We start from the raw sequence: 24,206 nt of genomic DNA on the forward strand, positions 1-24,206 counted from the left end.
CGGTGAGGTGAGCGCAGCATAGCCGCCATCCGCCCCGTTGAGTCGCCATTCATGCGGCCGCACTTGCCACTCGTCCTGCGGCGCCTGGAGATGCCGGGGCCAAGGCAGATACTGCGCGCCATCCCAACGACAAGAAGAGATTGGCATGCGTGACTGGAGAGGACGCCTGCTGGCGGCCCTGGCGCTGGCCGGCCTGTGCGGCACGGCGGCAGCGGCGGCTTCGCCGCTCAAGCCCTGCCGCGTCGACGGCATTCCCAACGAGCTGCAATGCGGCAGCCTGCAGCGCCCGCTGGACCCGTCCAGGCCGGACGGCGTGAAGATCGATGTCCATTACCTCGTCGTGCCGGCCCTGGCGCGCAACAAGCAGCCCGACGCGGTGCTGCTGCTGGCCGGCGGCCCCGGCCAGAGCGCCATCAAGGTGGCGTCGCGCGTGCTGCCCCGGCTCTCGCGGCTGAACAACCGCCGCGACCTCGTCTTCATCGACCAGCGTGGCACCGGCAAGTCGGCGCCGCTGGACTGCCCGGACGACAGCAAGCTTTCGGTTGCCGAGCAGCTCGAGCCGAACGCCCAGATGCGCCGCATCGACGAATGCCGCGCCACGCTGGAGAAGCTGCCCTACGGCAAGGAGGGTGGCCTGCGCTTCTTCACGACGACGATCGCCATGCAGGACATGGACGCCGTGCGCGAGCAATTGGGCGTGCCGCAGTGGAACCTCGTCGGTGCCAGCTACGGCACGCGCGCTGCCGTGGAGTACCTGCGGCTCTTCCCGACTAAGGTCCGCCGCACGGTCATCGACGGCGTTGCGCCGCCCGACATGGTGCTGCCGGCCAGCTTCTCCACCGACGGCCAGGCCGCGCTGGACAAGCTCTTCGAGGCCAACGCCAAGGCCCACCCGGAACTGCGCGGCGACTGGCAGAAGCTGATGGCCTCGCTGCCCCGCCCGGTCGCCGTGCAGCAGCCGCTGACCGGCGTGCTGGAACGCTTCACCGTCGACCGCGACCTGGTGATGCGTTCGGTGCGCGGGCCGCTCTACCAGCCGGCCCTGGCCGCCGCCCTGCCCGCGGCCATCCACGCGGCCAGCGATGGCAACTTCGCGCCCCTCTTCGGCCTGACGACGGCCTTCGGCTCCAGCCCCTCGATGCGCCTGGCCATGGGCATGCACTTCTCGGTCATCTGCGCCGAGGACGCACCGCGCATCGCCGAGTCCAGGGACGCCCCGGGCGCGGACTTCCGCGCCGTCGACGCCGAAATGTACGGCCGCGTCTGCAAGACCTGGCCGCGTGGCGAGGTGACGCCGGACTTTTACAAGATGCCGCCCGCGCCCAGCCCCGTCCTCCTGCTCAGCGGTGGAGCCGACCCCGCCACACCGCCGCGCCATGGTGAGCATGTCGCCAAGGCCTTGAGCGCCGGCCATCCGGAGCGCGTCCAGCATGTCGTCGTCGCCGAGGCCGGCCACGGCGTGATGCCGGTGGGCTGCATGCGGGATCTCGTGTTCCGCTTCATCGACGCCAAGACCGACGCCGCCGCCCTACCCCAGGACGCCGCCTGCGCCACGCGCATCCCGCGGCCCGTCGCCTTCGAACCGGTTCAAGCCAGCTCCGCAGGAGCCGCCAAATGATCGACATCCAGGACGTTCACAAGCAGTTCATCGCCCAGAGCGGCGGCAGCCTGTTCAAGCGCCGAAACGCCAAAGACACCAAGCGCATCGTGCATGCGGTACAGGGCGTCAGCGTGAAGGCTGCCAACGGCCGCATCACCGGCCTGCTGGGCGCCAACGGCGCCGGCAAGACGACGACGCTGCGCATGCTGGCCGGCCTCTTCCCGCCGGACCGCGGCCAGATCAGCGTCGACGGCATTGCGGTGAAGGACGATGCCCTGAAGGCCTTGTCGCGCATGGGCATCCTCGGCGACGCCCACGGCCTCTACCCGCGGCTGTCGGCACGCGAGAACATCGTCTACTACGGCCGCCTGCAGGGCATGAGCCCCGACGCCGCCAATGCGCGCGCCGAGACGCTCGCCAAGCTGCTCGACATGGGCGCCATCCTGGACCGCCGCGCCGACGGCTTCAGCCAAGGCGAGCGCATGAAGACGGCCCTGGCCCGTGCCCTGGTGCACGACCCCGCCAACATCGTGCTGGACGAGCCCACCAACGGCCTGGACGTGCTGGCCACGCGCGCCCTGCGCGAGGCCCTGCGCTGGCTGCGCAGCCCCGAGGGCGGCAGCAAATGCATCGTCTTCTCGACCCACATCATGCAAGAGGTGGAGCAGCTCTGCGACGAGGTCATCATCGTCTCCAAGGGCCGCAGTGTTGCCCACGGCAGCGTGCCGGACCTGCTCGAACAGGCGGGTGAATCCCGCTTCGAGGACGCCTTCGTCAAACTCGCTTTCCCTGAAGAGGTGGCCGCATGAAACAAGCACTCATCGTCTTCGCGAAAGAACTCAGCGACGCGCTGCGCGACCGCCGCACCCTGCTGCGCCTGCTCATCCCCGCCGTGCTGATGGGGCCGCTGCTGCTGATGGCCCTGTCCGGCCTCATCGCCTCGCTGGAGGAGCGCGCCGACAAACGCGAGATCCTGGTGGTGGGCATGGAGAACGCACCGACGCTGAAGAACTACCTCGAGCGCCAGACCTTCACGCTAAAGGCCGCGCCGGCCGACTACGAGGCCGCGCTGCGCGGCACGACGTTGCTGGAGCCGGTGCTGGTCGTGCCCAAGGACTTCGAGGCCAAGCTGCTGGCCGGCGAGGCGCCGACCGTGGAGATCGTCAGCGACAGCGCCAACCAGCGCGCCAGCGCCGGCGTCGGCTCCATCGCGCGTCTGCTCGGTGGCTTCAACCGCGAGCGCGCCATGCTCAACCTGGCCATGCGCGGCGTGTCCACCGAGCTGCTCGAACCCGTCGACGTGCAGGAGCGCGACCTCGCCAGCGCCCAGGCTCGCGCTTCGCGCTTCACCGGCATCATCCCGATGTTCGTCATCATGGCCGTGCTCTACGGCGCGCTGACCGCGGCCTTGGACAGCACGGCCGGTGAACGCGAACGCGGTTCGTTGGAGCCGCTGCTGATGAACCCCGCACCGCACGGCGCCATCGTGGCCGGCAAATGGGGCGCCGTCGCGCTGCTGGGCATGGCCGTGGCCCTGCTGTCGTCGGCCAGCTTCGTGCCCGCGCAGTGGCTGCTGAAAAGCGACGTGCTTCAGGCTCAGTTCAGCTTCGGCGGCGGCGAGGTGCTGGCCTTCTGGCTGCTGCAGATTCCGCTGGCCGCGGGCCTATCGGCCCTGCTGATGGCCCTGGCCATCCGCTCCAAGACCTTCAAGGAGGCCCAGGCCGGCAGCACCCTGGTCATCACGGCCATCACGTTGATGCCCATGATCAGCATCTTCAACCCCGGCGGCGAGGCGCCCTGGTACTACTGGGTGCCAGGTCTTGCTCAGAACACGCTGATGATGGCCGTGCTCAAGGGCGAGGCCCTGCGCTGGAACCAGGTGATGCCGGGCGTCATCGTCGGCTTCGCGCTGGCCGCCGTGGCCCTGGCCTACGTCGCACGCTCGATGCGTGCGGCGGTCGCCCGATGAGAGCGACGGCCTTCGCCTGTGCCGCTGCGCTGGCCCTGGCCGGTTGCTCCGGCCTGGAGCCCGCCACGCCGCCCGACTACACCGGCCCCACCGTCAACGTGGCCGACCAGGCGGTGCAGGTCAGCGGCAAGCTGCTGCACGTCTTCGAGCTGACGCAGGTGGACGGCCGGCGCCTGGCCACCACCAGCATGGCCACGGTGCGCGCTAACCAGGGCCGCGGTTTTTCCGTGGCGCCGGTGGCGCTCAGCAACGAGCTGCCGCCACGCCCGGCCCGCGTGCAGTTGCTGGCCACGACGCAGTACGCCGCCCCCATCCTCGCCATGACGAACCCGACCTGCCGCGTGCAGGGCGAAGTGGACTTCACGCCCGAGCCGGGCAAGGCCTATCGCGTGGCCGGTCGCATCGCGGCCGAGGCCTGCGAAGTGTGGATCGAGGATGTGGCGACGAAGCAGCCCGTGACGACGAAAGTAAGCGGCAAGGGCAGCGGCTCCTAGGCTCGAGCCGCGGCCTCCAGTAGCATGGCGCCGCTCCCGAAGCGACGGGCCTGACAGGCCCGCAAAGCAGGCGTCCTGACCCGCTCGCTCGGAGCGCCAGCCTGGGGGATCGCTCGTTTGAACAAGGTTGAGGGAGGGGCCGCGCCGTCCGGCGTGGCGGCGCTGCCGTTGGCAGGCAGCGCGAATTTGCTGGCGCAGGCCCAGGCCGCGCTCGATGAAGGCCGAGCCCACGAGGCCGGCGGCTTCGCTCGCGAAGCGGCGCAATGGGCCAAGGCGACGGGCGACGCACTGGGCGAGGCCCGCTGCCTCGCCTTGCTGGCCCACGTCGACAGGCAGCTGTCTCGGCTCAGACGGGCTCATGCGGTCAGCCAGCGGGCGGCCTATCTGTTCCGCGAGCTGGGCGATGTCGCCTCCGAAGTCGCGGCGCTGTCCACGCTGGCGCACACGGCCGCCAGCCTCGGGCGCAGCGAGGACGCCCTCGAGGCCGGGCTGATGAGCGTGGCCCTGGGCGAGCGCATCGCCCTCGGGCCGCATCTGCCGCTGGCATTCAACTACCTGGGAACGGCCTATTTCTGGACCTTCAACTACGCCCAGGCCCGGCAGGCCTTCGAGCGCGCCCTGCAGCTGGCGCAGGCGCTGGAGCCGCCCGTCAACCCGACGCAGCCGCTGGCCAACCTCGCCTATCTGGAAGCGCTGCGCTTCGTCATGCAGCGCTTCCATGGCGCGCCCGGTGATGCGCTGCCGGCCATGGCCGCGCGCATCCAGGCCCTGCAGGCCGCCCAGGGCCACTGGAGCAACGCGGCCGGCCTGATGCCGGGCATCACCGTCACGGGCCAGGCGATGGCGCATCTGCTCGCGGGCCTGCTCGCTTGCTGGACCGGCGACCCGGCGCTCGCGCAGCGCGAACTCGATCTCGGCACCGACTGGAGTCGGCGTTATGGAGCCCACACCTGGCTGGTGGCGATCAGGGCCTGGCTGCAGGCCGAGCTGGCCTGGTCGGCCGGCCGCGACGAGGAGGCCTTCCAGCACGCCCAGGCCATGGCTGCCGCCGGTGCCGAGGCCGAACACGAACCGCTGGCCGGCCTGGGCCATGCCATCGCCAGCAACCTGCTGAGCGCTCGCGGGCGCCACGCCGAGGCCAATGTGCAGCTGCGCCTGCTGCGGCAACGCGAGGAGAACATCCGCCTGGAAAGCCAGGACAGCCGGGCCCGCGTCGTCGCCTGGCAGCTGGAATCGCGCCAGGCCCGCGTGCGCATCGATGCGCTGGAGTCGCAGTCCCGCATGCTGGAGAAGCTCGCCCATGAAGACCCGCTGACCGGCCTGCTGAATCGCCGCGGCTTCCAGCGGCGACTGGAGGAGTTGAGCGCCACCGCCGATGGCCATGCCCCGCCGCTGTGCCTGGCCGTCATCGACGTCGACCGCTTCAAGCAGGTCAACGACCGCTATTCGCATCTGGTCGGCGACGAGGTGTTGGTTCGACTCGCGGCCCTGTTCCAGGCCAGCGTGCGCCAGGACGATCTGGTCGTGCGACTGGCGGGCGACGAATTCGTCATCCTGTTCGAGCGCACCGAGGAAACCATCGCCCGGGCCTGCTGCGAGCGCCTGAAGGCGGCCGTGAAGGCCGCCGACTGGGATGTCGTGGCGCGCGGCCTGGAGGTCAGCATCAGCGTTGGCGTCCAGCAGGCCAGCCCGGGGGAATCGCTGGCCTCGCTGCTGGAGCGCAGCGATGCCGGCATGTACCGCGACAAGACGGCCAGCCGCCCGGGGCCGGCGCCGACCGCCGTGTCCTAGGGACTGTTAACGCTACGGCAACGGGCCCTAAGCCGGCAGGCCTTTCGCCGCCGCGGCCAGCAGGGCGCGCGAGTACCAGCGGTGAAAGCCCAGCAGGACGTGGAAGACCCAGCCAAAGCGCGGCTGGCCGTCGGGGCTGCGCCGGCGCGGCACGACGGCCGAGCCGAACCACAGCGTGGTGCCCGACGCGCCGGCTTCGGCCTTGAACCAGGAGCGCGTGGCGCCGCTGTCCTCGTGCATCAGCAGCTCGTCGGGCTTGCGCGCCTCGATGGTCCAGACCGCCAGCCTTTCACCCTCGCCGCGGGCCACGGCACGCGCCATGGCATCGCTGGACGGACGACCGAACAGCGCGATCAAGCCACGTTCGATCTTGAAGAGGCGCGTCGTGTAGAAGGCCTCGACGAACTCGGCCAGGCTCACGGCGCGCGGCAGGCGCAGCGTGTAGGCATCGGCATAGGCGCCGCGTTCCTGGGCGAGGCGGGCCAGCAGGCTGTCGGGAGGGAGTGGCGTTTCCGAAGGCGTCATGGCCGCGAAGCCTAACCGCCCGGCGCCGTCTGCTGCTCCATCCAGCCCAGCCAGCGCATGGCCTGCTCGCGGTTGTCGCCGCACATGATCTCGCTGGGCTGCAGCGAGCCGCAGACCGCCGGGCGTTCAGGTTGCCCAAAAATGCGGCAACGGTCTTCGTCGTCCAGCTGCACGCAGCGCACCCCGGCCGGCTTGCCGTTCGGGTGGCCGGGGATGGGCGAGCTGATCGACGGTGCGATGCAGCAGGCGGCACAGCGGGGGCGGCAGTCCATGGCGGCATTGTCTGCCGCCCGAGCTCAGTGCTTCATCGGGCAGGTGTTGAAACCCAGGATGCTGTAGAGCGGGCAGGAGCCGAGCAGGCCGGTGGCCAGGGGCACGAGGCCGATCCAACCCCACACGCCAATCGTGCCCATGAGGGTCAGCGCCAGCAGCACGAGGCCGGCCAGGATGCGGGCGATGCGGTCGATGCCGCCAACGTTGATCTTGAACATGAGGCGCTCCTTCGAGGTGGAATGACGCCATCCTCGGGCGCCCGGGCAGGCGCTGTCGGTGACTGCGGTCACACAGGGCTTGATCCTGCGCAAACCCGCTGCAGCGCGGCCGCGTCGACCACGTCGAGGCGCTCGCGGCCCAGGGCCACCCAGCCGTCGCGCTCGAAGCGGCGCAGCAGCCGGCTGACGATCTCGCGCACGGTGCCGAGTTCGTCGGCGAGCTGCTGGTGGGTGGCCAGCAGCCGTGGCCCGCGGGCGCACAGCAGCGCGGCCAGGCGCTGGTCCAGACGCTGGAAGGCGACGGCCTCCACCAGCGCCATCAGGTCGGCCAGGCGCTCGGCCATCAGGCCCATGACGTAGCGACGCAGCACGGGGTCGCGCTCGCAGACGGCCTCGAAATCCGCCGGGCCGATGAGGCGCAGCGCCGTCTCGGTGCGCGCCTCGCCACTGGCCGTGGCCACGCGGTGGGCGAACAGGCAGGTGGCCGACACGACGCAGACCTCACCGGGCTCGACGCGGTAGAGCTCCATGCGCCGGCCGTCCGGCGCGAGCAGCGACACGCTGACGCTGCCCTCGTCGACGATGGGAAAGCCCGGACAGGGGTGGCCGGCGTCAAAGAGGCGTGTGCCGGCCGGCACGCGCAGCGGCTGGGCGCGCGCGGCGAGCTCGGCCAGGGGCGCCAGCGTGGGGTCGGGCGGGATGGGCATGGGGCGATTGCAGCACGCCTTCAGACAACCCTAAGCCGGCGGCGCCAGCATGCCGGCATCCGCTTCAGGAGCCTCGCATGACCTCGACTTCCACCGAACTGCCCGCCGCCGACTCACCGGCCCATCCGGCAGCCACAGTCACCCAGCCGCTGTGGGACGCCCCCGTGCGACTGCTGCACGGGCTGATGGCCCTGAGCCTGGCAGGCGCCTGGCTGACCGCCGAAGGCCATGGCTGGCGGGCGGTGCACATCAGTTTCGGCTTCACGCTGGCCGGCGCCATGGTGCTGCGACTGCTGTGGGGCTTCATCGGCACGCCGCCGGCACGCTTCGCGAACTTCGTGCGCGGGCCGGCCGCCGTCATCGGCCATCTGCGCGAGCTGCTGGCCGGCCGCGCCGGGCCTCATGCCGGTCACAACCCGGCCGGCGGCTGGGCTGTGCTGGCCCTGCTCGCCACGGGTCTCGCGGCCGCTGGCAGCGGCTGGCTGGCCTGGCAGGGTGGCGACGCGTGGGAAGAGCTGCACGAGGCGGTCGCCAACGGGCTGCTGCTGCTGGTGGGCGTGCACGTGGCCGCCGTGCTGCTGACGGGCTGGCTGGCGCGCGACCGCCTCGTGCCGGCCATGCTGACCGGCCGCAAGGCCGTGCCCGCCGGCACGCCGCCGACGCGCAGCATGCACCGCGGCCTGGCCGTGGCGCTGCTGGCCGCGACGCTGGGTTTCTGGGCCTGGAGCCTTGGCCCCTCCTCGCTCTGGCGCGACGCCGGCGCCTCGGCCGAGACGGGCCATGGCGGCGAAGCGCGGCATCATCGCGGCCATGACCGCGATGACGACTGACGATGCGCCTCCTGCTTGCCGAGGATGACCCGCTGCTGGGCGACGGCCTGCGCGCCGGCCTGCGCCAGCAGGGCTTCCAGGTCGACTGGGTGCGCGACGGCGAAGCCGCCGAGCGCGAGCTGCGCGCCGCGCCCTATGCCGCCGCCGTGCTGGACCTGGGCCTGCCTCGGCTGGACGGCTTCGAGGTGCTGGCCCGCGCCCGCGCGGCCGGCTGCATGGTGCCGGTGCTGGTGCTGACCGCGCGCGATGCCGTGCCCGACCGCATCCGCGGCCTGGACGGCGGGGCCGACGACTACGTCGTCAAGCCGGTGGACCTGTTCGAGCTGGGCGCGCGGCTGCGCGCGCTGGTGCGCCGCGCCCACGGCCAGCCGCAGGAGCAGCTGGTCTGGCAGGACGTGCTGCTGGACCCAGCCGCCCGGCGCGTGACGCGGGGCGGCGCCGAGGTGGCGCTGTCGGCGCGCGAGTTCGACTTGCTGACCCTGCTGCTGCGCCAGGCCGGCCGCGTGCTGAGCCGCGAGCAGCTGGAGGCCCAGCTCTATGCCTGGGGCCAGGAGGTGGAGAGCAATGCCATCGAAGTGCATGTGCACCACCTGCGGCGCAAGCTCGGCGCGGGGCTGATCGAGACGGTGCGCGGCGTTGGCTACCGGGTGCCACGGCCATGAGGCGGCTGGCCTCGCTGCAGGCGCGGCTGCTGGCCGGCGTGCTGGCGGTGGCGCTGGGCGTCGGCGGGCTGACCGCCATGCTGGCGCTGCGCCAGGCCGAGCACGAACTCGGCGAGCTGCTGGACGCCCACCTGAGCCAGGCCGCCGCCCTGCTCGTCGTGCAGCACAGTGGCCAGCTGGCGCATGACGACGACGCGGTGCTGGACGCGCCCAGCCTGCACCGCTACGCGCCGCGCGCCGTGTTCCAGGTCTTCCACGAAGGGCGGCTCGCCCTGCGGTCCTCGCAGGCGCCGTCCGCCCCGCTGGTGGCAGGCATGGCCGCCGGCTTCCACACCGTCACGCGCGGCGACGTCAGCTGGCGCGTCCTCGTCGCGCAGGGCGCCGGCAATGACGTGACCGTGCTCGTCGGCGAGCGCGAATCGGCGCGGCGGGAAATCCTGTGGGCCGTGCTGGGGCCGCTGCTCGGACTGGGCGGCGCGGCCCTGGGCCTGATCGCGCTGCTCGGCGCCGGTGTGCTGCGCTGGGGGCTGGCGCCGCTGCGCCGCCTGCGCGCCGAGCTGGCCGCGCGCCAGCCCGAGCAACTCGCGCCGCTGGCGCTGGCCGATGCGCCGACCGAGCTGGTACCGCTGATGTCAGCCCTGAACGCGCTGTTCTCGCGTATCGAGGCCTTGCTGCAAGGTGAGCGCCGGCTCACTGCTGACGCCGCGCACGAGCTGCGCACGCCCATCGCCGCCATCCGCACCCAGGCCCAGGTGGCGCTGGGCGCGCGCGACGACGCCGAGCGCCGCCACGCGCTGGCCGCCACGCTGTCCGGCTGCGACCGCGCCGCCCGCCTCATCGACCAGCTGCTGATGCTGGCCCGGCTGGAGGCTGCCACCGCGCCGCCACGCGCGCCGCTGGCCTTGGCAGAGCTGGCCCGCCAGGCGGTGGCAGACGCCGCCGAGAGCCCGCTCAACGAGGGTCACGCGCTGGCGCTGGAGGCGGCCAGCCCGGTCCAAGCCCAGGGCGACGCGCTGCTGACCCAGGTGCTGCTGCGCAATCTGCTGGACAACGCACTGCGCTACAGCCCGCCCGGCAGCCCGGTGACGCTGACCTTGGCCGCCACGGCGGCGGGCTGGCGGCTGGCCGTCGAGGATGGCGGGCCGGGCCTGGGCGACGCCGGCCTGGCCCGGCTGGGCCAGCGCTTCCAGCGCGGCGACGGCAGCGTCCAGCCGGGCAGCGGCCTGGGCTGGTCCATCGTGCGGCGCATCGCGGCACTGCAGGGCTGGGCCGTCGCGGCCGATCGCTCGCCTTCGCTGGGCGGCCTGCGCGTGAGGCTGGAGCCCGAGAAATCCGACGGGTGACTTATCCACAGCCGCTCCGTAAAATTCCGGGTTTGCCCGAGCCCTCGCGTGGGCTGTGCTCTTTTCCCAGGACCGAGATGCTCTACCCCAAGGAATTCGATGTCATCGTCGTCGGCGGCGGCCATGCCGGCACCGAGGCGGCGCTCGCCGCTGCCCGCATGGGCGCGCAGACGCTGCTGCTGACCCACAACATCGAGACCCTGGGCCAGATGAGCTGCAACCCCAGCATCGGCGGCATCGGCAAGGGCCACCTCGTCAAGGAGGTCGACGCCCTGGGCGGCGCGATGGCCCTGGCCACCGACGAAGGCGGCATCCAGTTCCGCATCCTCAACGGCAGCAAGGGCCCGGCCGTGCGCGCCACCCGCGCCCAGGCCGACCGCATCCTCTACAAGGCCGCCATCCGCCGCCGCCTGGAGAACCAGAAGAATCTGACGCTGTTCCAGCAGGCCGTCGACGACCTGATGGTGGAAGGCGACCGCGTGGTTGGCGCCATCACCCAGGCCGGCATCCGTTTCCGTGGCCGCGCCGTCGTGCTGACGGCCGGCACCTTCCTGGACGGCCGCATCCACGTCGGCCTGGAAAACTACAGCGCCGGCCGTGCGGGCGACCCGCCAGCCGTTTCGCTGTCGGCCCGGCTCAAGGAACTGAAGCTGCCGCAAGGGCGGCTCAAGACCGGCACGCCGCCGCGCCTCGACGGCCGCACCATCGACTTCTCCAAGTGCGAGGCGCAGCCGGGTGACCTCGACCCGGTGCCGGTGTTCAGCTTCATGGGCAACACCGCCATGCACCCCCAGCAGCTGCCGTGCTGGATCACGCACACCAATCTGAAGACGCACGACATCATCCGCAGCGGCTTCGACCGCAGCCCGATGTTCACCGGCGTCATCGAAGGCGTGGGCCCGCGCTACTGCCCCAGCATCGAGGACAAGGTCAACCGCTTCGCCGACAAGGACTCGCACCAGATCTTCCTGGAGCCCGAGGGCCTGACGACGCACGAGTTCTACCCGAATGGCATCTCCACCTCCCTGCCCTTCGACATCCAGCTCGCCGCGGTGCGCAGCATCCCGGGCCTGGAGAACGCCGACATCCTGCGCCCCGGCTATGCCATCGAATACGACTACTTCGACCCGCGCGGGCTGAAGGCGTCGTTCGAGACCAAGGTCATCCAGGGCCTGTTCTTCGCCGGCCAGATCAACGGCACGACCGGCTACGAGGAAGCGGCAGCCCAAGGCCTGTTCGCCGGCCTGAACGCCGCGCTGCAAGTCCGCGGCGACGGCCCGTGGACGCCGGCGCGCGACCAGGCTTACCTGGGCGTGCTGGTGGACGACCTCATCACCAAGGGCGTGACCGAGCCCTACCGCATGTTCACCAGCCGCGCCGAGTTCCGGCTGCAGCTGCGCGAGGACAACGCCGACCTGCGCCTGACCGAAACCGGCCGCCAGCTCGGCCTGGTGGACGACGAGCGCTGGACCGCCTTCAACCGCAAGCGCGACGCTGTTTCACGTGAAACCGAGAAGCTGAAGAGCACCTGGGTTCATCCTGGCGTGCTGCCGGCGGTGGATGCCGAACGCCTGGTCGGCAAGGCCCTGGAGCGCGAGTACAACCTGGCCGACCTGCTGCGCCGGCCCGGTGTCGTCTTCGACACGGTCGCGGAAGTCGCCGCCATTGCACGTCCCGAGGCCGGTGTTTCACGTGAAACGCTGAATGCCGAGTTGGGCGCCGAGCTGGCAGCCCTCGTCACCGAGCAGGTCGAGATCAGCACCAAGTACGCCGGCTACATCAACAAGCAGGTCGACGACGTCGCCCGCGCCGCCCACTTCGAGCACCTGAAGCTGCCCGAGGATCTGGACTACGGCCTGGTCCACGCCCTCTCCTTCGAGGCGCGGCAAAAGCTGAACAAGCACAAGCCCGAGACCCTGGGCCAGGCTTCGCGAATCTCCGGCATCACCCCGGCGGCCATATCGCTGCTGCTGGTGCACCTGAAGAAGGGCAAGTTCAAGGGTTTCACAGAGGCTGAGGCGGCATGAGGGAACAACTCGAAGCCGCCGCCACCGAACTCGGTCTTGAACTCACGGACATCCAACTCGACCAGCTGCTGGCCTACCTGGCGCTGCTGCAGAAGTGGAACAAGGTCTACAACCTGACTGCCGTCCGTGATCCGGCGCAGATGCTGAGCCACCACTTGGTGGACAGCCTGTCCGTCATCGCACCGCTGAAGCGCCACGGCGCGCCGGCCCGGTTGATGGACGTCGGCGCCGGCGGCGGCCTGCCGGGCGTGGTCATCGCCATCTGCTTCCCCGGAACCGATGTCAGCTGCGTGGACGCCGTTGCCAAAAAGGCCACCTTCATCCAGCAGGTCGCGGCCGAGCTGAAGCTGCCCAATCTGCACGGCGTGCACAGCCGGGTCGAACAGCTGAAGACGGAGCCCTTCGGCGTCATCACCTCCCGCGCCTTCGCATCGCTGCTCGACTTCACCAGCCTGACCCGCCAGCATCTGCCCCAGGGTGCGGTCTGGATGGCCATGAAAGGCCAGCACCCGGCCGACGAAATCGCCGCCCTGCCCGCCGACGTCGACGTGTTTCACGTGGAACAACTGACCGTCCCGGGCCTGGACGCCCAGCGCTGCATCATCTGGATGAAGCCGCGCTGAAGTCACTTCACGGGTCGCGCCCGAGGGTCGACCCGCCCTCTCCCCGGTACGATGCCGGCAGTCGAGAACTGGAACCCATGGCCAAGATTTTCTGCATCGCCAACCAGAAGGGCGGCGTCGGCAAGACCACCACCACCGTCAACCTCGCCGCCGGCTTGGCGCAGATCGGCCAGCGGGTGCTGGTCGTCGACCTGGACCCGCAAGGCAACGCGACCATGGGTTCGGGCATCGACAAGCGCAAGCTGGAGCTGACCGTCTACGACGTGCTGTTGGAGTCCGCGACGCTGGCCGAGGCCAAGGCCCGTGCCGAGAAGGCCGGCTATGACGTGCTCGGCGCCAACCGTGAACTGGCCGGCGCCGAGGTGGATCTGGTCGCGCTGGAGCGCCGCGAGGCCCGTCTGAAGGCAGCATTGGTCGAGGCTGGCAAGGACTACGACTTCATCCTCATCGACTGCCCGCCTTCACTGTCCATGCTGACGCTGAACGGCCTGTGCAGCGCGCACGGCGTCATCGTGCCGATGCAGTGCGAGTACTTCGCGCTGGAAGGTTTGACCGACCTGGTCAACACCATCAAGCAGATCCACGCCAACCTGAACGCGGACCTGGAGATCATCGGCCTGCTGCGCGTCATGTTCGACCCGCGCATCACGCTGCAGCAGCAGGTCAGCGACCAGCTCAAGGCCCACTTCGGCAACAAGGTCTTCGACACCGTCATCCCGCGCAACGTCCGACTGGCCGAGGCGCCCAGCTACGGCCTGCCCGGTGTCGTCTTCGACCCGGCATCCAAGGGCGCGCAAGCCTTTGTCGACTTCGCCAAGGAGATGGTGAAGCGGATCGAGACGATGCGCTAGCCGCGCACCGCGCCATGTCCGACGCCCTGCTCCGCTACGTGCCCGCCGATCCAGGCTACGTCCCAGACGCCGGACAGGTGGCGCGAGCCACCCAGCTGCTTTCCCGCTGCCTGCCCATGGCTCAGCACATCGGCAGCCGTGTCGAAGCACAAATGGTCTTCGTGGACGCTGGTGAGAATTGGGAAGGCGTCCGCTGTCCTGCCTGCGATGCCGATGCCGACGATTGGTGGGGAGAAGCCATGAGCCTGGCCAGCAAGGGGCAGAGACACTTTGAAGATCTCCATGTCCACGCGGCCTGCTGCGGCGCCCATGTCTCTCTGAACGAACTCAAGTACGGCTGGCCGGTGGCCTTCGGTCGCTTCATCCTGGAGGCCCGCAACCCGAACGGGGCCGGCCTGTCGGAACAGGCCCTGCTTGAGCTGGGCCAAGTCCTGGGCGGGCCGCTGCGACAGATCCATGCGCATGTCTGAAGCCGCCGTCACCACGCTGCGCCACATGCGGCCGGCCGACGCCGATGCCGTCGCCCACCTTCACGCCACCAGCTGGCGCAGCGCCTACCGCGGCATGCTGACCGACCAGTACCTGGACCACGAGGTCGATGCCGACCGCCAGTCCGTCTGGCGCGGCCGCCTGCAGGGGCCTGACGCCGCATCCGCCTTCGGCGTCGTGGCCGAGGATGCCAACGGCCGGATGATCGGCTTCGCCTATGTGATGCCCGACCACGACGCCGAGTGGGGCACACTGGTCGACAACCTGCACGTCCACCCCGAAGCCAAGGGCGGCGGCATCGGTCGCCAGCTGCTGCAGGCCGTGGCGCGCGAGCTCGGCCCCGCGCACACCCAACCCCTCTTCCTCTGGGTGCTTGACGCCAACGAGCCCGCCAAGCGCTTCTACGCCCGCATGGGCGCCGAGTTCACCGACCAGGGCATGAGCACGCCCTTCGGCGGCGTGTCCCTGCCCAAGTGGCGCTGCGTCTGGCGCGCCCCGTCCACATTGCTCTCCCATGCTTGATTCCCTCGCCCTGCGCGCCGAACACGCCGGCCTTGACGCCAGCGCCCCACCCCAGCAGGCCGACATCGACGGCTGGCTGATCCGCCTGTCGCCGGGCAAGGCCAAGCGCTCGCGCTGCATCAACGCACTGCGCGCCGGGACCCTGCCGCTGGACGAGTTGCTGGCGCGCTGCCAGCAGGCCTATGACGCGGCCGGCCTGCCGCTGGCCGTGCGCGTGACGCCCTGGAGCCAGCCCGGCAATCTCGACGAGCTGCTCGCCTCCAAGGGCTGGGGCAGCTTCGATGCGGCCGACGTCATGGTCATGGCCAGCCTCGTGCCCGAACCCGCGCCGGTCGCCCTCCAGGCGCTGGACGCGCCCACCTATGCCGCCACGGTCGGCGCGCTGCGCGGCTCGTCCCAGACCGCCATCGATGCCCACGCCGAGCGCATCGCTAACGCCCCGGTCACCTACCAGGGCTTTGCGCTGAACGATGCCGACGGCCGGCTGCTGGCCTGCGGCCAGATGGTGGTCGACGGCGACATCGTCGGCCTCTACGACATCTTCTCGGCCGTGCCGCGCCAGGGCCATGCCGAGCGCCTGTGCCGCGCGCTGCTCGCCCTCGCCCACGACCAGGGCGCCCGCCGGGCCTATCTGCAGGTGGGCAGCGACAACGCCGTCGCCCAGCGCCTGTACTCGCGCATGGGCTTCGTCTTCGCCTACCGCTACCACTACCGCAGCCCGGAAGCCGAGCTGGTGTGAAGCTGCGCCGGCTCGCCGCCACCGACCTGGCCGCCTTCCAGGCCTATCGCGGCGATCCCGAGGTCGGCCGCTGGCAAGGCTGGACGCCGCTGCCCGATGAGCAGGCCCTGGACTTCCTGAACGAGATGGCCGTCGTGCCCGCCTTCGAGCCGGGCCAATGGACCCAGCTCGCCATCGCCGACGAGCCCAGCGACAAGCTGCTCGGCGACCTCGGCATCCACATCAGCGCCGATGGCCGCGAGGCCGAGTTCGGCTTCACGCTGGCCCGCCACTCCCAAGGTCGCGGCATGGCGACGGCGGCCGTGCGCGCGGCCATCGCCCTCGTCTTCGACCAAACGGCCGTCGAATACATCCACGCCCAGACCGATGCCCGCAACCTCGCCTGCATCCGCCTGCTGGAGCGTCTGGGCGCCCACCTCGTCGAGCGCATCGCCACCGAATTCCGCGGCGAGGCCTGCGTTGAATTTCGTTACGAGTTGAGCCGCCGTCAGGGCTTCGCGTCCCACGTTTGCAGTTCATCGGGGTGAGGGTCTCGCGCGTTGCCTGCGTCAACATCGCGCCTCGCCACCCGCCGCCCTCCATGACGCCTCTCCGCGCCGCCCTCCTCGCTTCCCTGCTCCTCTGCACGGCGGCCTTTGTCGACGTCGCCGAGAGCGCCGACCAGACGGCCGCGGCGCTGACCCAGCGCGGCGTCGCCAACATCGCGCCCTTGGCTTTCAACGCCGCCGAGGACGGCCGCGCCAGGAACCGCCGCGTCGAGAGGGTCCTGCAATAACTCCCCAACCGAACGCCATGAAGACATTCGCTCGCCTGGCCACTGCCCTGCTCGTCGCCGTCACCCATGCCGCCGTGATGGCCGCCGACGCGCCCGTTGCCGATGTGCCGGGTGCCGTCGACCATCCCCTCATCAAGCGCTTCGCCGGCTCCTGGCTGGCCGGCCAGCGCGTCTCCAACTGGGACGCCGCGGCCGTACCCGCCAGCGTCGAGCTGTCCAAGTCCGACAGGCGCCAGTTCAAGGACACGCCGCTCAACCTCGAAGGCAAGGTCACTCAGACGGTCTATATCGCCCCACGCGGCAAGGCCAATCTGGAGGTGTGGCGCAACTACGAGCAGGCGCTGAACGCGGCCGGCTTCAAGAAGCGCTTCGCCTGCGAGCGCGACTGCTTCGACCTCTACTTCGCCTGGCTCAAGCTGAGCGAACCGATGAAGGGCATGGTCTGGGCCAAGGGCTCGGTCGAAACGCCCACCAGCGGCCGCTACAGCCTGACCTCGGCCTTGTCCGCCGACGAGGGCCGCATGCTGGTCGGCACCCTGGGCAAGCCGGGCCAGGAAGCCACGGTGCTGATCTACAACTCGCTGGCCGCCAACGCGACGACGGGCCTGGTCGCCACCTATGTGCAGGTCGTCGAGCCCAAGCCCATGGAGACCGGCCAGGTCACGGTCGATCCCGCTGCCCTGCAGGCCGGCCTCGCCGCTGAAGGCCGCGTGACGTTGACGGGCCTGTTCTTCGACACCGGCAAGACCGAGCTCAAACCCGAGTCCAAGGCCCAGCTCGACGCCATGGCCGAGCTGCTGAAGAACCAGCCCACGCTGAAGGCCTGGATCGTTGGCCACACCGACAACGTCGGCGGCTTCGAGGCCAACCAGGCGCTGAGCATGGAGCGCGCCCGCGCCGTCGTGCTGGCCCTGACCACCGCGCCCTACAAGGTCGATGCCAAGCGCCTCAGCGCCAAGGGCCTGGCATCGCTCGCCCCCGTGGCCGGCAATGGCGACGAAGCGGGCCGAGCGAAGAACCGGCGCGTGGAGCTGGTGGCTCAGTAGGCGGCCTGGCAGACCGCCTCGAGGTTGTGCCCATCCGGGCCGATGACGAAGGCGGCGTAGTAGTTCGCGTTGTACTGGGGCCGCAGGCCCGGCGGGCCGTTGTCGCGCGCGCCGGCGGCCAGCGCGGCGCTGTAGAAGGCATCGACCTGCGCGCGCGTGCTGGCGACGAAGGCCAGGTGCAGATGGGCCGGCTTCTCGTCGGTCTGGAAGATGCAGAGCGAGCAGTTGCTGCCGCCGCCGCAGAGCTCGGCGCCGTAGGTCGGCACGCCTTCCGCGATGATCGCGACACCCAGCGGCGCCAGGGCGGCGGCATAGAAGGCCTTGCTGGCGGCGAAGTCGCTGACGCCGAACTTGACGTGGTCGAACATGGGCGGCTCTCAGCTCTGGATCGACAACTGGTCGCCCAGGAAATCGATGACCCGCTCGTCGCGGAAGTAATTGGTGTGATGCGTGGTGGGGCCGACGCCAAGAGCCTCGAACGTGATGTTGCCGCCCTCGCCGAGGCGGAACATCGAGTCCACGTCCACCACCAGGTCGTTGGGGCCGGGGAAGACCATGTCGGCGGCGCCGTACTTGATCTGGTCGCCGACGTGGCTGAAGCGGCGCCAGAACTTCCAGATCGGCTGCGCGCTCTCGTCGGGCTGGAAGGACGCGCCGATGCCGAACATCTTGGGCGTGCACAGCCAGGGGTCGGCGAACAGCTGGCGCACATCGCCGTTGTTCCTGACCAGCTGCTGTGTCGCCAGCCCCGGCACCAGTCCCACGGCGGCATCGACGATGGGTGTGGTGCTACCGAGGTGCAGCACCTTGCCGAAGATCTTGGCCAGCAGCGACACGCCTTCGGCAAAAGGCACGATGCCCGTCGCCTGCCTGCTGACGGCCGACACCGCATCGGCGTAGCTGGCGATCATGTCAAGGGCGGCGCGCAGCTTGTCCGGCGCCGCCAGGCTGGTGCCCACCAGCGGCGAGGCCACGAAGACGACGCGCTCCACCGGCACGGCGCGCAGCCGCATCAACCAGCCCACCACCAGGCCGCCCCGGCTGTGGCAGACCACGTCGATGGGTGCGCTGACGTTCAGCAGGGCCCGATGCAGATCGAGGGCGTTGGACCAGGCCGCCACCGAGAGGGTGGCATGGCCGAAGGCCAGGATGGCGTCGTACTTCTGCTGCCAGCCGGCCAGCAGCTTCCTGCCGGCCTCGGTGGCCTGCAGCTCGTCGAACCACATCTGCGACTTGCTGAAGGTGCCATGCACCAGCAGCAGCACGCGGCCCTTGGCGATCTTGGGCTGGGGGTCGCTCACCAGATGGCCGTCCTGCCAGCGCTGCATGCCCTGGTCGGGCGTCAGCCAGTTGTCGGCATCGATCAACTTGTCGGTGACCGCATTGCTGCCGAAGTCGTTGAAGCGAAAGCTCTGCACCACATCGTCCGGGGCCACGCGGATGGACCGGTAGGAACGCCGCCCCGTGCCGCCGGGCGTGGTGGGCGGCGAGTAGACCCAGCGCAGCAGGCCGTCCTCGTCACGCACCAGCTCGACCTTGGCGCGGCCATCGGCGTCACGCGTCGCCGCGCGCCGGCGGCGCTGGCCGATGGGCAGGGTGCTGAGCTGCGTCGGCGGCTCTTCGAGCGCCAGCCTGTCGCTCACATCGGCCCAGAGATTGCCGTTGCTCATGGCCTCTCCTCCACGATGGGCAGGGGCGTGATGCCCTTCATGCGCGCCGTCACGACGTCCAGCACGGAGTGGAAGTCGTCCGCTTCCGACAGCGCATCGATGCCCGCCTCCACCGCCTCCACGAAACCGCAATGCTCAGTCAGCCGCACCGTCTCGATGGGCACCAGGCGCCGCGCGCGGATCAGCTGCCTGACCTCGCGGTAGGGCGCATCGCCGATCGCCTGCCAGGCGTAGCGCTGCAGGCTGGCGGAAGAGTTGCGATCCGCCGCGCCGGCCATGGCGCCATGGGCACCCTCGCCGCTGACGGCCAGGTAGTCGGCCTGGAAGCTGTTGTGCCGCCAATAGCCCGGCAGCGCATGGCCGTTGAGCAGGAAGATGACCGGGTAGACGTCGATCAGCTCCAGGCAGGCGGCGAACAGCAGGGCCAGGTCGATGCAGGTGCCGGCCCGCCCGCCCAGGATGGCGCTGGGCGTGCGCAGGCGCTGCGAGTCGAGCTTGCTGCTGTAGGACGGCGGCGGGTTGATATAGCCGAGCTTCCATTCGTGCAGCAGGGCGGCCCAGATCGCCTGCACCTGCAGGTCCACCTCGCGCAGCTGTTCTTCCTCGGTGCTGGGCGCGGCCTGGTAGCCCTCGAAGCCGGCGGCCGGGTTGTCGCGCAGGATGCGCACATAGCGCTGGGCCAGCTCCACCGCGCCGACGACGGCCGGATCGCGCGGCAGCACGAAGGAGGGCAGCCACTGGCCGTCCTTGTCGTTGTCGCGCCACTGGTCCACGGGCAGCAGGCGCAGGCGATGGCTGTCGCGCGTCAGCACCTGGTCGTTGTGGCTGAGCTGGACCATCAAGGTGCTGTTGACGGCTTCCTGCAACGAGCGCATCAGCGCAGCCGTCAGCGGCACATGCACTTCGTTGCTGAGGTCGAAGCGCGTCTCGCCGGCCGCGAAGCGCTTGCGCCAGCGGGCCTGCTCGGGGCCGAGCTGCAGCTCCACATCGATGCTCAGCCAGTCGTCGGGCTGGGCGCTGCCACGCTCCACGACGATCTGGCGGAACAGCCGCCCGTTGTTGTGCAGCACCGCGTAGTTGAGCTCTTCTTCGGGCACGGCCTGCAGCCGCGGCGGCGTGCCGGCGTCGCGCAGTTCGGCCGCAGCGGGCTCTCCCCGAGTGAGGGCGGCCTCGTTCAGCGGCGCGCCCATCCACAGCGTGACGCCGGTGGCCCGCGTGGCCCGGGGCTCCTTGCGCGCTCGCATCCAGGCGCTCTCGAAGGCCAGCGGCAGATTCCACACCGTCTGGTCCAGCTGGCTGTAGACCAGCTCGAAGAAGAAGTCCACCAGCTGGTTCTCGATCGCGTCCTGGAAGCCGACGGCCGACAGCGCCGCGCGCTCCGCCACGATCAGCGCCGCCGTGCGCGCGGCCGAGTTTTCGAGGCTCACCGAGACGAAATAGGCGCAATGCTCCCCGCCCGCCCGGAGTGCCTCGGCCAGCCGCTGCGCACCGATCACGGCCGCGCCGGCGGATTCGCCGGCTAGCAGCATGCCGTCGGGCACGCTGGCCTCCTTGGCCAGCACGTCTTCCAGGTGCATGGGGCCGAATTCGGCCTCCACCGTCTCGCCTTCCGGCACCAGGTCGCGCAGGGCCCTCAGGCCTTCCAGATTGTCGAAGCCGCTCAGGTGGATGAGGTCGGGCTTGAGCTGCTTCACCACATCGTGCAGTTGCTGCCAGCTCGGGTCCTGCAGCTCGATCAGGCGGATGCCGCCCAGGGCGCGCTTGAGCCGCTTGGTCTCGGCGCTGAAATCCCAGGTCTGCCGCAGGCCGCCGGGTGCGCTCTGCACGAAGAGCAGGCTGGGCTGCCGCGACTTTTCCCAGGTGACCGGCGTCCGGGACACCACCTCGCGCATCACGGTGACGCGGTGGTTGTCCACATTGCGATAGCGCCGCGTGGCCTTGGCCAGCAGGTATTCCCAGGGAAAGATGCGGCCCTGCCAGCCTTCGTGCTCGGACTCGTAGGGCATGCGCACGACGACGCGCGGCGCGCGGGCCAGGGCCTCCAGGTCGGCGTCCTTAAGGCCAAAGCCCTTCAGCGTGCGGTGGGCCTGTTCCTCGCGACTGTTGCTGGCTTCGCTCGAACTGAGCCAGCGCTCACGCGCCCGCAGCACATAGGTCCAGCGCATGGCTTCGGTGTCGAGCCGGCACGCGGACACACCCTCCTCGGGCGTGCCGCCCAAGGCGATCGTGCGGCCCGGAATGACCAATGAAATCCGGGCCAGAACAGGATCAGTGCCTGCAGTCTTCGACATCGCGCCTCCCACCGAGAGGCGCCATCCTATGTCGCCGGGCTGCGCCTCAGCGACCCGATTTTCGGTTCAGACCAGCCCGAGGCTTTCCTCGATACCCAGGTGGACGTTCATGCTCTGCACAGCCGCGCCGCTGGCACCCTTGCCCAGGTTGTCCAGGCGGCTCATCAGCATCACCTGGGTGTCCGACGCGAAGACGAAGAGGTCGACACAGTTGGTGTCGTTGCAGGCCTGCACGTCGAAGAAGCCCGCCTCCAGCGCCACGGCATCGCGCAGCGGCTTCACGTTGATGAAGCGCTCGCCCTCGTAGTGGGCGGCCAGGGCGGCATGGACGGCTTCAGGCGTCGTGCCGGCCTTGAGCTGGCTCAGGTGCAGGGGCACGCTGACGGCCAGGCCCTTGTAGAAGCTGGCGACGATGGGCTGGAAGACCGGCGGCGTGGCCAGGCCGGTATGGGCTGCCATCTCCGGCAGGTGCTTGTGCTTGAGCCCAAGACCATAGGGCCGCGGCGCCTGCAGAGGGGCCGGCAGGGGCTGCTGCTCGTACTCGGCGATCATGGACTTGCCGCCACCCGAGTAGCCGGTGATGGAGGTGGCGCTGACGGCCGCGTCGCGCGGCAACAGGCCGGCGTCCACCAGCGGGCGCACCGCCAAGATGAAGGCGCTGGAATGGCAACCCGGGTTGGAGATGCGCTTGCTGGCCTGGATGGCACCCCGCTGGCCACGAGCCAGTTCCGGCAGGCCGAAGGCCCAGCCCGGCGCCGTGCGGTGGGCGGTGCTGGCGTCGATGAGGCAGGTGCGGTCGTTGTTGACCATGAAGGCCGCCTCCCGCGAGGCGGCGTCGGGCAGGCACAAAAAGGCCACGTCGGCGGCGTTCAGCAGGCGCGAACGCTCGGCCGGATCCTTGCGCTTGTCGGCATCGATCTTCAGCACCTCGATGTCGGTGCGGGCCGCGAGGTACTCGTGAATCCGCAAGCCGGTGGTGCCTTCCTGGCCATCCACAAACACCTTGAACGTCATTGCCGCTGCTCCAAGCACTCAAAATCGAACCACCAAGGATAAGGGCAAACCATGAATCCCTCACGTGTACTGCTTCTCCCCGGCTGGCAAAACTCGGGCCCGGAGCACTGGCAAAGCCGCTGGGAGCGCCTGCACGGTGACGAGCGCGTCGAGCAGCACGACTGGGACTGGCCGCGGCGCGGCGACTGGATGGCGCGCCTGGACGAGGTGCTGCTGCAGGACGACGCCCCGGCCATCCTGGTGGCCCATTCCCTGGGCTGCCAGCTGGTGGCGGCCTGGGCCGAGCACTCCCGACATACCGACCGGGTCAAGGGCGCCCTGCTGGTGGCGCCGCCCGATACCGAGCGCGAGGACATGCCGCCCCAGCTGCACAACTGGCGCCCCATCCGCCGCCCGCGCCTGCCCTTTCCCAGCATCACCGTCATCAGCAGCGACGACCCCTTCGGCGCCGCCGAGCGCAGCACGCAGATGGCCGCCGACTGGGGCAGCAGCGTCGTCATCGCCGGGCCGCGGGGTCATCTGAACGCCGAGTCGGGCCTGGGCGACTGGCCGCAGGGGCGGGAACTGCTGGAAAGCCTGGCCAAGCGCTGAAGCGGCGACCGGCCGCTCCCGAGCCGCTTCACTCCCCCTCGGGGGGCCTGACGCAAAGCGGCAGGTTCGGGGCCGCCCATTCATCGACAATCCGCGCCCATGGTCACGAAGAAACCCAAAGGCCTCGGCCTCGGCCTGGAAGCCCTGCTCGGCCCCAAAGTCAGCGACGCCCCGGCGCCGGAGCGCGACGGCACGCCCAGCACGCTGAAGCTGGAACAGATGCAGGCCGGCAAATACCAGCCGCGCACGCGCATGGACGAGGGCTCGCTGTACGAGCTCGCCGAGTCGATCAAGGCGCAAGGGATCATGCAACCGATCCTGGTGCGGCCGATCACGCCCAACGGCGGCGTCGCCTACGAGATCATTGCTGGCGAACGCCGCTTCCGCGCCGCAAGACTTGCGGGCCTGCGCGAGGTGCCGGTGCTGGTCAAGGCGGTGCCGGACGAATCGGCCGCCGCGATGGCGCTGATCGAGAACATCCAGCGCGAAGACCTGAATCCGCTGGAAGAGGCCCACGGCCTGAAACGGCTCACCGACGAGTTCGGCCTGACCCACGAACAGGCGGCCCAGGCCGTCGGTCGTTCACGCAGCGCCGCCAGCAATCTGCTGCGGCTTTTGAACCTTGCGGCGCCGGTGCAGAACATGCTGATGGCCGGCGACCTGGACATGGGCCATGCCCGTGCCCTGCTGCCGCTGGACGGCGCCGTGCAGATCACCGCCGCCAACGAAATCGCCGCCAAGAAGCTCAGTGTGCGCGAGGCCGAGAAGCTGGTCGCCAAGCAGCAGGGCGCCGCCCGCCAGGCACCGCTGCTGCGCGTGAAGAGCGACAAGAGCCGCGACGTGCTGCGGCTGGAAGAAGAGCTGGCCGATGCCCTCGGCGCCACCGTCGAGGTGCGCGTTAAGAAGCGAACCAAGCGCGCCGGCCAGAGCGGCGAGCTCGCCATCCACTTCGACTCGCTGGACGCCCTGTCCGGCATCCTCGACAAGCTGCGCGGCGGCTGATTGCAATGCGGCGGCGTCCGACAGGACGCCCTCTTACGGCGCCGCAACACTAGCGTACGGCAGGGTTGCTCATGCATCCGTGACGCATGTCCCGATCGCAACAGTTCTTCACCGCCAGCCTCTGTCTGCGCACAGCCACAAGGCCCCCATGTTT

General features: G+C 70.1%; 27 protein-coding genes. 19 read left to right on the plus strand and 8 right to left on the minus strand.

Going from position 1 to position 24,206, the window contains the following annotated elements; genetic code table 11:
* The first annotated feature begins 145 nt into the window (after positions 1-145).
* The 5 genes from AC3WOE_RS04600 (at position 146) to AC3WOE_RS04620 (ending at position 5,854) form a co-directional block, all read left to right on the plus strand.
* Complete coding sequence (locus tag AC3WOE_RS04600) at positions 146-1,618, plus strand: alpha/beta fold hydrolase (RefSeq protein WP_492688597.1); 1,473 nt, start codon at positions 146-148, stop codon at positions 1,616-1,618.
* The gene (locus tag AC3WOE_RS04605; RefSeq protein ID WP_492688599.1) at positions 1,615-2,409 is read left to right on the plus strand and encodes an ABC transporter ATP-binding protein; all 795 of its coding nucleotides are present in this window, start codon (positions 1,615-1,617) and stop codon (positions 2,407-2,409) included. Before AC3WOE_RS04600 ends, AC3WOE_RS04605 begins: the two co-directional genes overlap by 4 nt.
* Positions 2,406-3,569 carry an ABC transporter permease gene (locus AC3WOE_RS04610; protein ID WP_492688600.1) on the plus strand — a complete coding sequence of 388 codons (1,164 nt, stop codon included), beginning with the start codon at positions 2,406-2,408 and terminating at the stop codon, positions 3,567-3,569. The genes AC3WOE_RS04605 and AC3WOE_RS04610 overlap by 4 nt, the downstream gene beginning before the upstream one ends.
* Complete coding sequence (locus tag AC3WOE_RS04615; RefSeq protein WP_492688602.1) at positions 3,566-4,063, plus strand: hypothetical protein; 498 nt, start codon at positions 3,566-3,568, stop codon at positions 4,061-4,063. Before AC3WOE_RS04610 ends, AC3WOE_RS04615 begins: the two co-directional genes overlap by 4 nt.
* Positions 4,064-4,180: 117 nt before the next feature.
* The gene (locus tag AC3WOE_RS04620) at positions 4,181-5,854 is read left to right on the plus strand and encodes a tetratricopeptide repeat-containing diguanylate cyclase (protein WP_492688604.1); all 1,674 of its coding nucleotides are present in this window, start codon (positions 4,181-4,183) and stop codon (positions 5,852-5,854) included.
* Between the two features lie 27 nt (positions 5,855-5,881).
* On the opposite strand, the gene AC3WOE_RS04625 is transcribed toward AC3WOE_RS04620, so the two are convergent.
* From AC3WOE_RS04625 to AC3WOE_RS04640, 4 genes are all read right to left on the minus strand, one after another.
* Positions 5,882-6,379 carry a DUF2867 domain-containing protein gene (locus tag AC3WOE_RS04625; RefSeq protein WP_492688605.1) on the minus strand — a complete coding sequence of 166 codons (498 nt, stop codon included), beginning with the start codon at positions 6,377-6,379 and terminating at the stop codon, positions 5,882-5,884.
* Positions 6,380-6,390: 11 nt separating this feature from the next.
* Positions 6,391-6,651, minus strand: a complete 261-nt coding sequence (locus AC3WOE_RS04630) for a YkgJ family cysteine cluster protein (RefSeq protein ID WP_492688606.1) — start codon at positions 6,649-6,651, stop codon at positions 6,391-6,393.
* Between the two features lie 24 nt (positions 6,652-6,675).
* Entirely contained in the window at positions 6,676-6,870 is a 195-nt protein-coding gene (locus AC3WOE_RS04635) for a YgaP family membrane protein (RefSeq protein ID WP_492688607.1), read from the minus strand.
* Between the two features lie 68 nt (positions 6,871-6,938).
* Positions 6,939-7,577 carry a Crp/Fnr family transcriptional regulator gene (locus AC3WOE_RS04640; protein WP_492688608.1) on the minus strand — a complete coding sequence of 213 codons (639 nt, stop codon included), beginning with the start codon at positions 7,575-7,577 and terminating at the stop codon, positions 6,939-6,941.
* 77 nt (positions 7,578-7,654) lie between these two features.
* Between AC3WOE_RS04640 and AC3WOE_RS04645 the strand changes: the two genes are divergently transcribed.
* The 12 genes from AC3WOE_RS04645 (at position 7,655) to AC3WOE_RS04700 (ending at position 17,484) form a co-directional block, all read left to right on the plus strand.
* A complete protein-coding gene (locus AC3WOE_RS04645; protein ID WP_492688610.1) occupies positions 7,655-8,407 on the plus strand; it encodes a cytochrome b/b6 domain-containing protein in 753 nt (250 codons plus the stop codon).
* 2 nt (positions 8,408-8,409) lie between these two features.
* Complete coding sequence (locus AC3WOE_RS04650) at positions 8,410-9,069, plus strand: winged helix-turn-helix domain-containing protein (protein WP_492688611.1); 660 nt, start codon at positions 8,410-8,412, stop codon at positions 9,067-9,069.
* Entirely contained in the window at positions 9,066-10,412 is a 1,347-nt protein-coding gene (locus AC3WOE_RS04655; protein ID WP_492688613.1) for an ATP-binding protein, read from the plus strand. Before AC3WOE_RS04650 ends, AC3WOE_RS04655 begins: the two co-directional genes overlap by 4 nt.
* A gap of 77 nt (positions 10,413-10,489) precedes the next feature.
* Positions 10,490-12,439, plus strand: coding sequence for a tRNA uridine-5-carboxymethylaminomethyl(34) synthesis enzyme MnmG (gene mnmG / locus AC3WOE_RS04660; RefSeq protein WP_492688615.1), 1,950 nt, complete (start codon positions 10,490-10,492; stop codon positions 12,437-12,439).
* Positions 12,436-13,062: a 16S rRNA (guanine(527)-N(7))-methyltransferase RsmG gene (gene rsmG, locus AC3WOE_RS04665; protein ID WP_492688617.1), complete on the plus strand. Its 627-nt coding sequence runs from the start codon at positions 12,436-12,438 to the stop codon at positions 13,060-13,062. The genes mnmG and rsmG overlap by 4 nt, the downstream gene beginning before the upstream one ends.
* Positions 13,063-13,139: 77 nt before the next feature.
* Entirely contained in the window at positions 13,140-13,913 is a 774-nt protein-coding gene (locus AC3WOE_RS04670; protein WP_492688619.1) for a ParA family protein, read from the plus strand.
* 14 nt (positions 13,914-13,927) lie between these two features.
* Entirely contained in the window at positions 13,928-14,383 is a 456-nt protein-coding gene (locus AC3WOE_RS04675) for a hypothetical protein (protein WP_492688621.1), read from the plus strand.
* A complete protein-coding gene (locus tag AC3WOE_RS04680; protein ID WP_492688623.1) occupies positions 14,376-14,924 on the plus strand; it encodes a GNAT family N-acetyltransferase in 549 nt (182 codons plus the stop codon). The genes AC3WOE_RS04675 and AC3WOE_RS04680 overlap by 8 nt, the downstream gene beginning before the upstream one ends.
* Positions 14,917-15,663: a GNAT family N-acetyltransferase gene (locus AC3WOE_RS04685; RefSeq protein ID WP_492688624.1), complete on the plus strand. Its 747-nt coding sequence runs from the start codon at positions 14,917-14,919 to the stop codon at positions 15,661-15,663. The genes AC3WOE_RS04680 and AC3WOE_RS04685 overlap by 8 nt, the downstream gene beginning before the upstream one ends.
* The gene (locus AC3WOE_RS04690; protein ID WP_492688626.1) at positions 15,660-16,190 is read left to right on the plus strand and encodes a GNAT family N-acetyltransferase; all 531 of its coding nucleotides are present in this window, start codon (positions 15,660-15,662) and stop codon (positions 16,188-16,190) included. The genes AC3WOE_RS04685 and AC3WOE_RS04690 overlap by 4 nt, the downstream gene beginning before the upstream one ends.
* 53 nt (positions 16,191-16,243) lie before the next feature.
* Complete coding sequence (locus AC3WOE_RS04695) at positions 16,244-16,438, plus strand: hypothetical protein (RefSeq protein WP_492688628.1); 195 nt, start codon at positions 16,244-16,246, stop codon at positions 16,436-16,438.
* A 17-nt stretch (positions 16,439-16,455) separates the two neighbouring features.
* A complete protein-coding gene (locus tag AC3WOE_RS04700) occupies positions 16,456-17,484 on the plus strand; it encodes an OmpA family protein (RefSeq protein ID WP_492688630.1) in 1,029 nt (342 codons plus the stop codon).
* On the opposite strand, the gene AC3WOE_RS04705 is transcribed toward AC3WOE_RS04700, so the two are convergent.
* The 4 genes from AC3WOE_RS04705 to argC all read right to left on the minus strand — a co-directional run bounded on the left by AC3WOE_RS04705 (position 17,478) and on the right by argC (position 22,459).
* Positions 17,478-17,852 carry a VOC family protein gene (locus AC3WOE_RS04705; protein ID WP_492688632.1) on the minus strand — a complete coding sequence of 125 codons (375 nt, stop codon included), beginning with the start codon at positions 17,850-17,852 and terminating at the stop codon, positions 17,478-17,480. The two genes, AC3WOE_RS04700 and AC3WOE_RS04705, sit on opposite strands and share 7 nt — an antisense overlap.
* Before the next feature lie 9 nt (positions 17,853-17,861).
* A complete protein-coding gene (locus tag AC3WOE_RS04710) occupies positions 17,862-19,154 on the minus strand; it encodes an esterase/lipase family protein (RefSeq protein WP_492688633.1) in 1,293 nt (430 codons plus the stop codon).
* Positions 19,151-21,445: a hypothetical protein gene (locus AC3WOE_RS04715; RefSeq protein ID WP_492688634.1), complete on the minus strand. Its 2,295-nt coding sequence runs from the start codon at positions 21,443-21,445 to the stop codon at positions 19,151-19,153. The genes AC3WOE_RS04710 and AC3WOE_RS04715 overlap by 4 nt, the downstream gene beginning before the upstream one ends.
* A 66-nt stretch (positions 21,446-21,511) precedes the next feature.
* On the minus strand, positions 21,512-22,459 hold the full coding sequence (gene argC, locus AC3WOE_RS04720; protein ID WP_492688635.1) for an N-acetyl-gamma-glutamyl-phosphate reductase: 948 nt from the start codon (positions 22,457-22,459) through the stop codon (positions 21,512-21,514).
* Positions 22,460-22,510: 51 nt separating this feature from the next.
* On the opposite strand from argC, the gene AC3WOE_RS04725 reads away from it, so the two are divergent.
* Both AC3WOE_RS04725 and AC3WOE_RS04730 read left to right on the plus strand, forming a co-directional pair.
* Positions 22,511-23,050, plus strand: a complete 540-nt coding sequence (locus AC3WOE_RS04725; protein WP_492688636.1) for an RBBP9/YdeN family alpha/beta hydrolase — start codon at positions 22,511-22,513, stop codon at positions 23,048-23,050.
* 99 nt (positions 23,051-23,149) lie between these two features.
* On the plus strand, positions 23,150-24,052 hold the full coding sequence (locus AC3WOE_RS04730; protein WP_492688637.1) for a ParB/RepB/Spo0J family partition protein: 903 nt from the start codon (positions 23,150-23,152) through the stop codon (positions 24,050-24,052).
* Positions 24,053-24,206: the final 154 nt, after the last annotated feature.

The sequence above is a fragment of the Roseateles sp. FW305-36 genome (assembly GCF_058787015.1).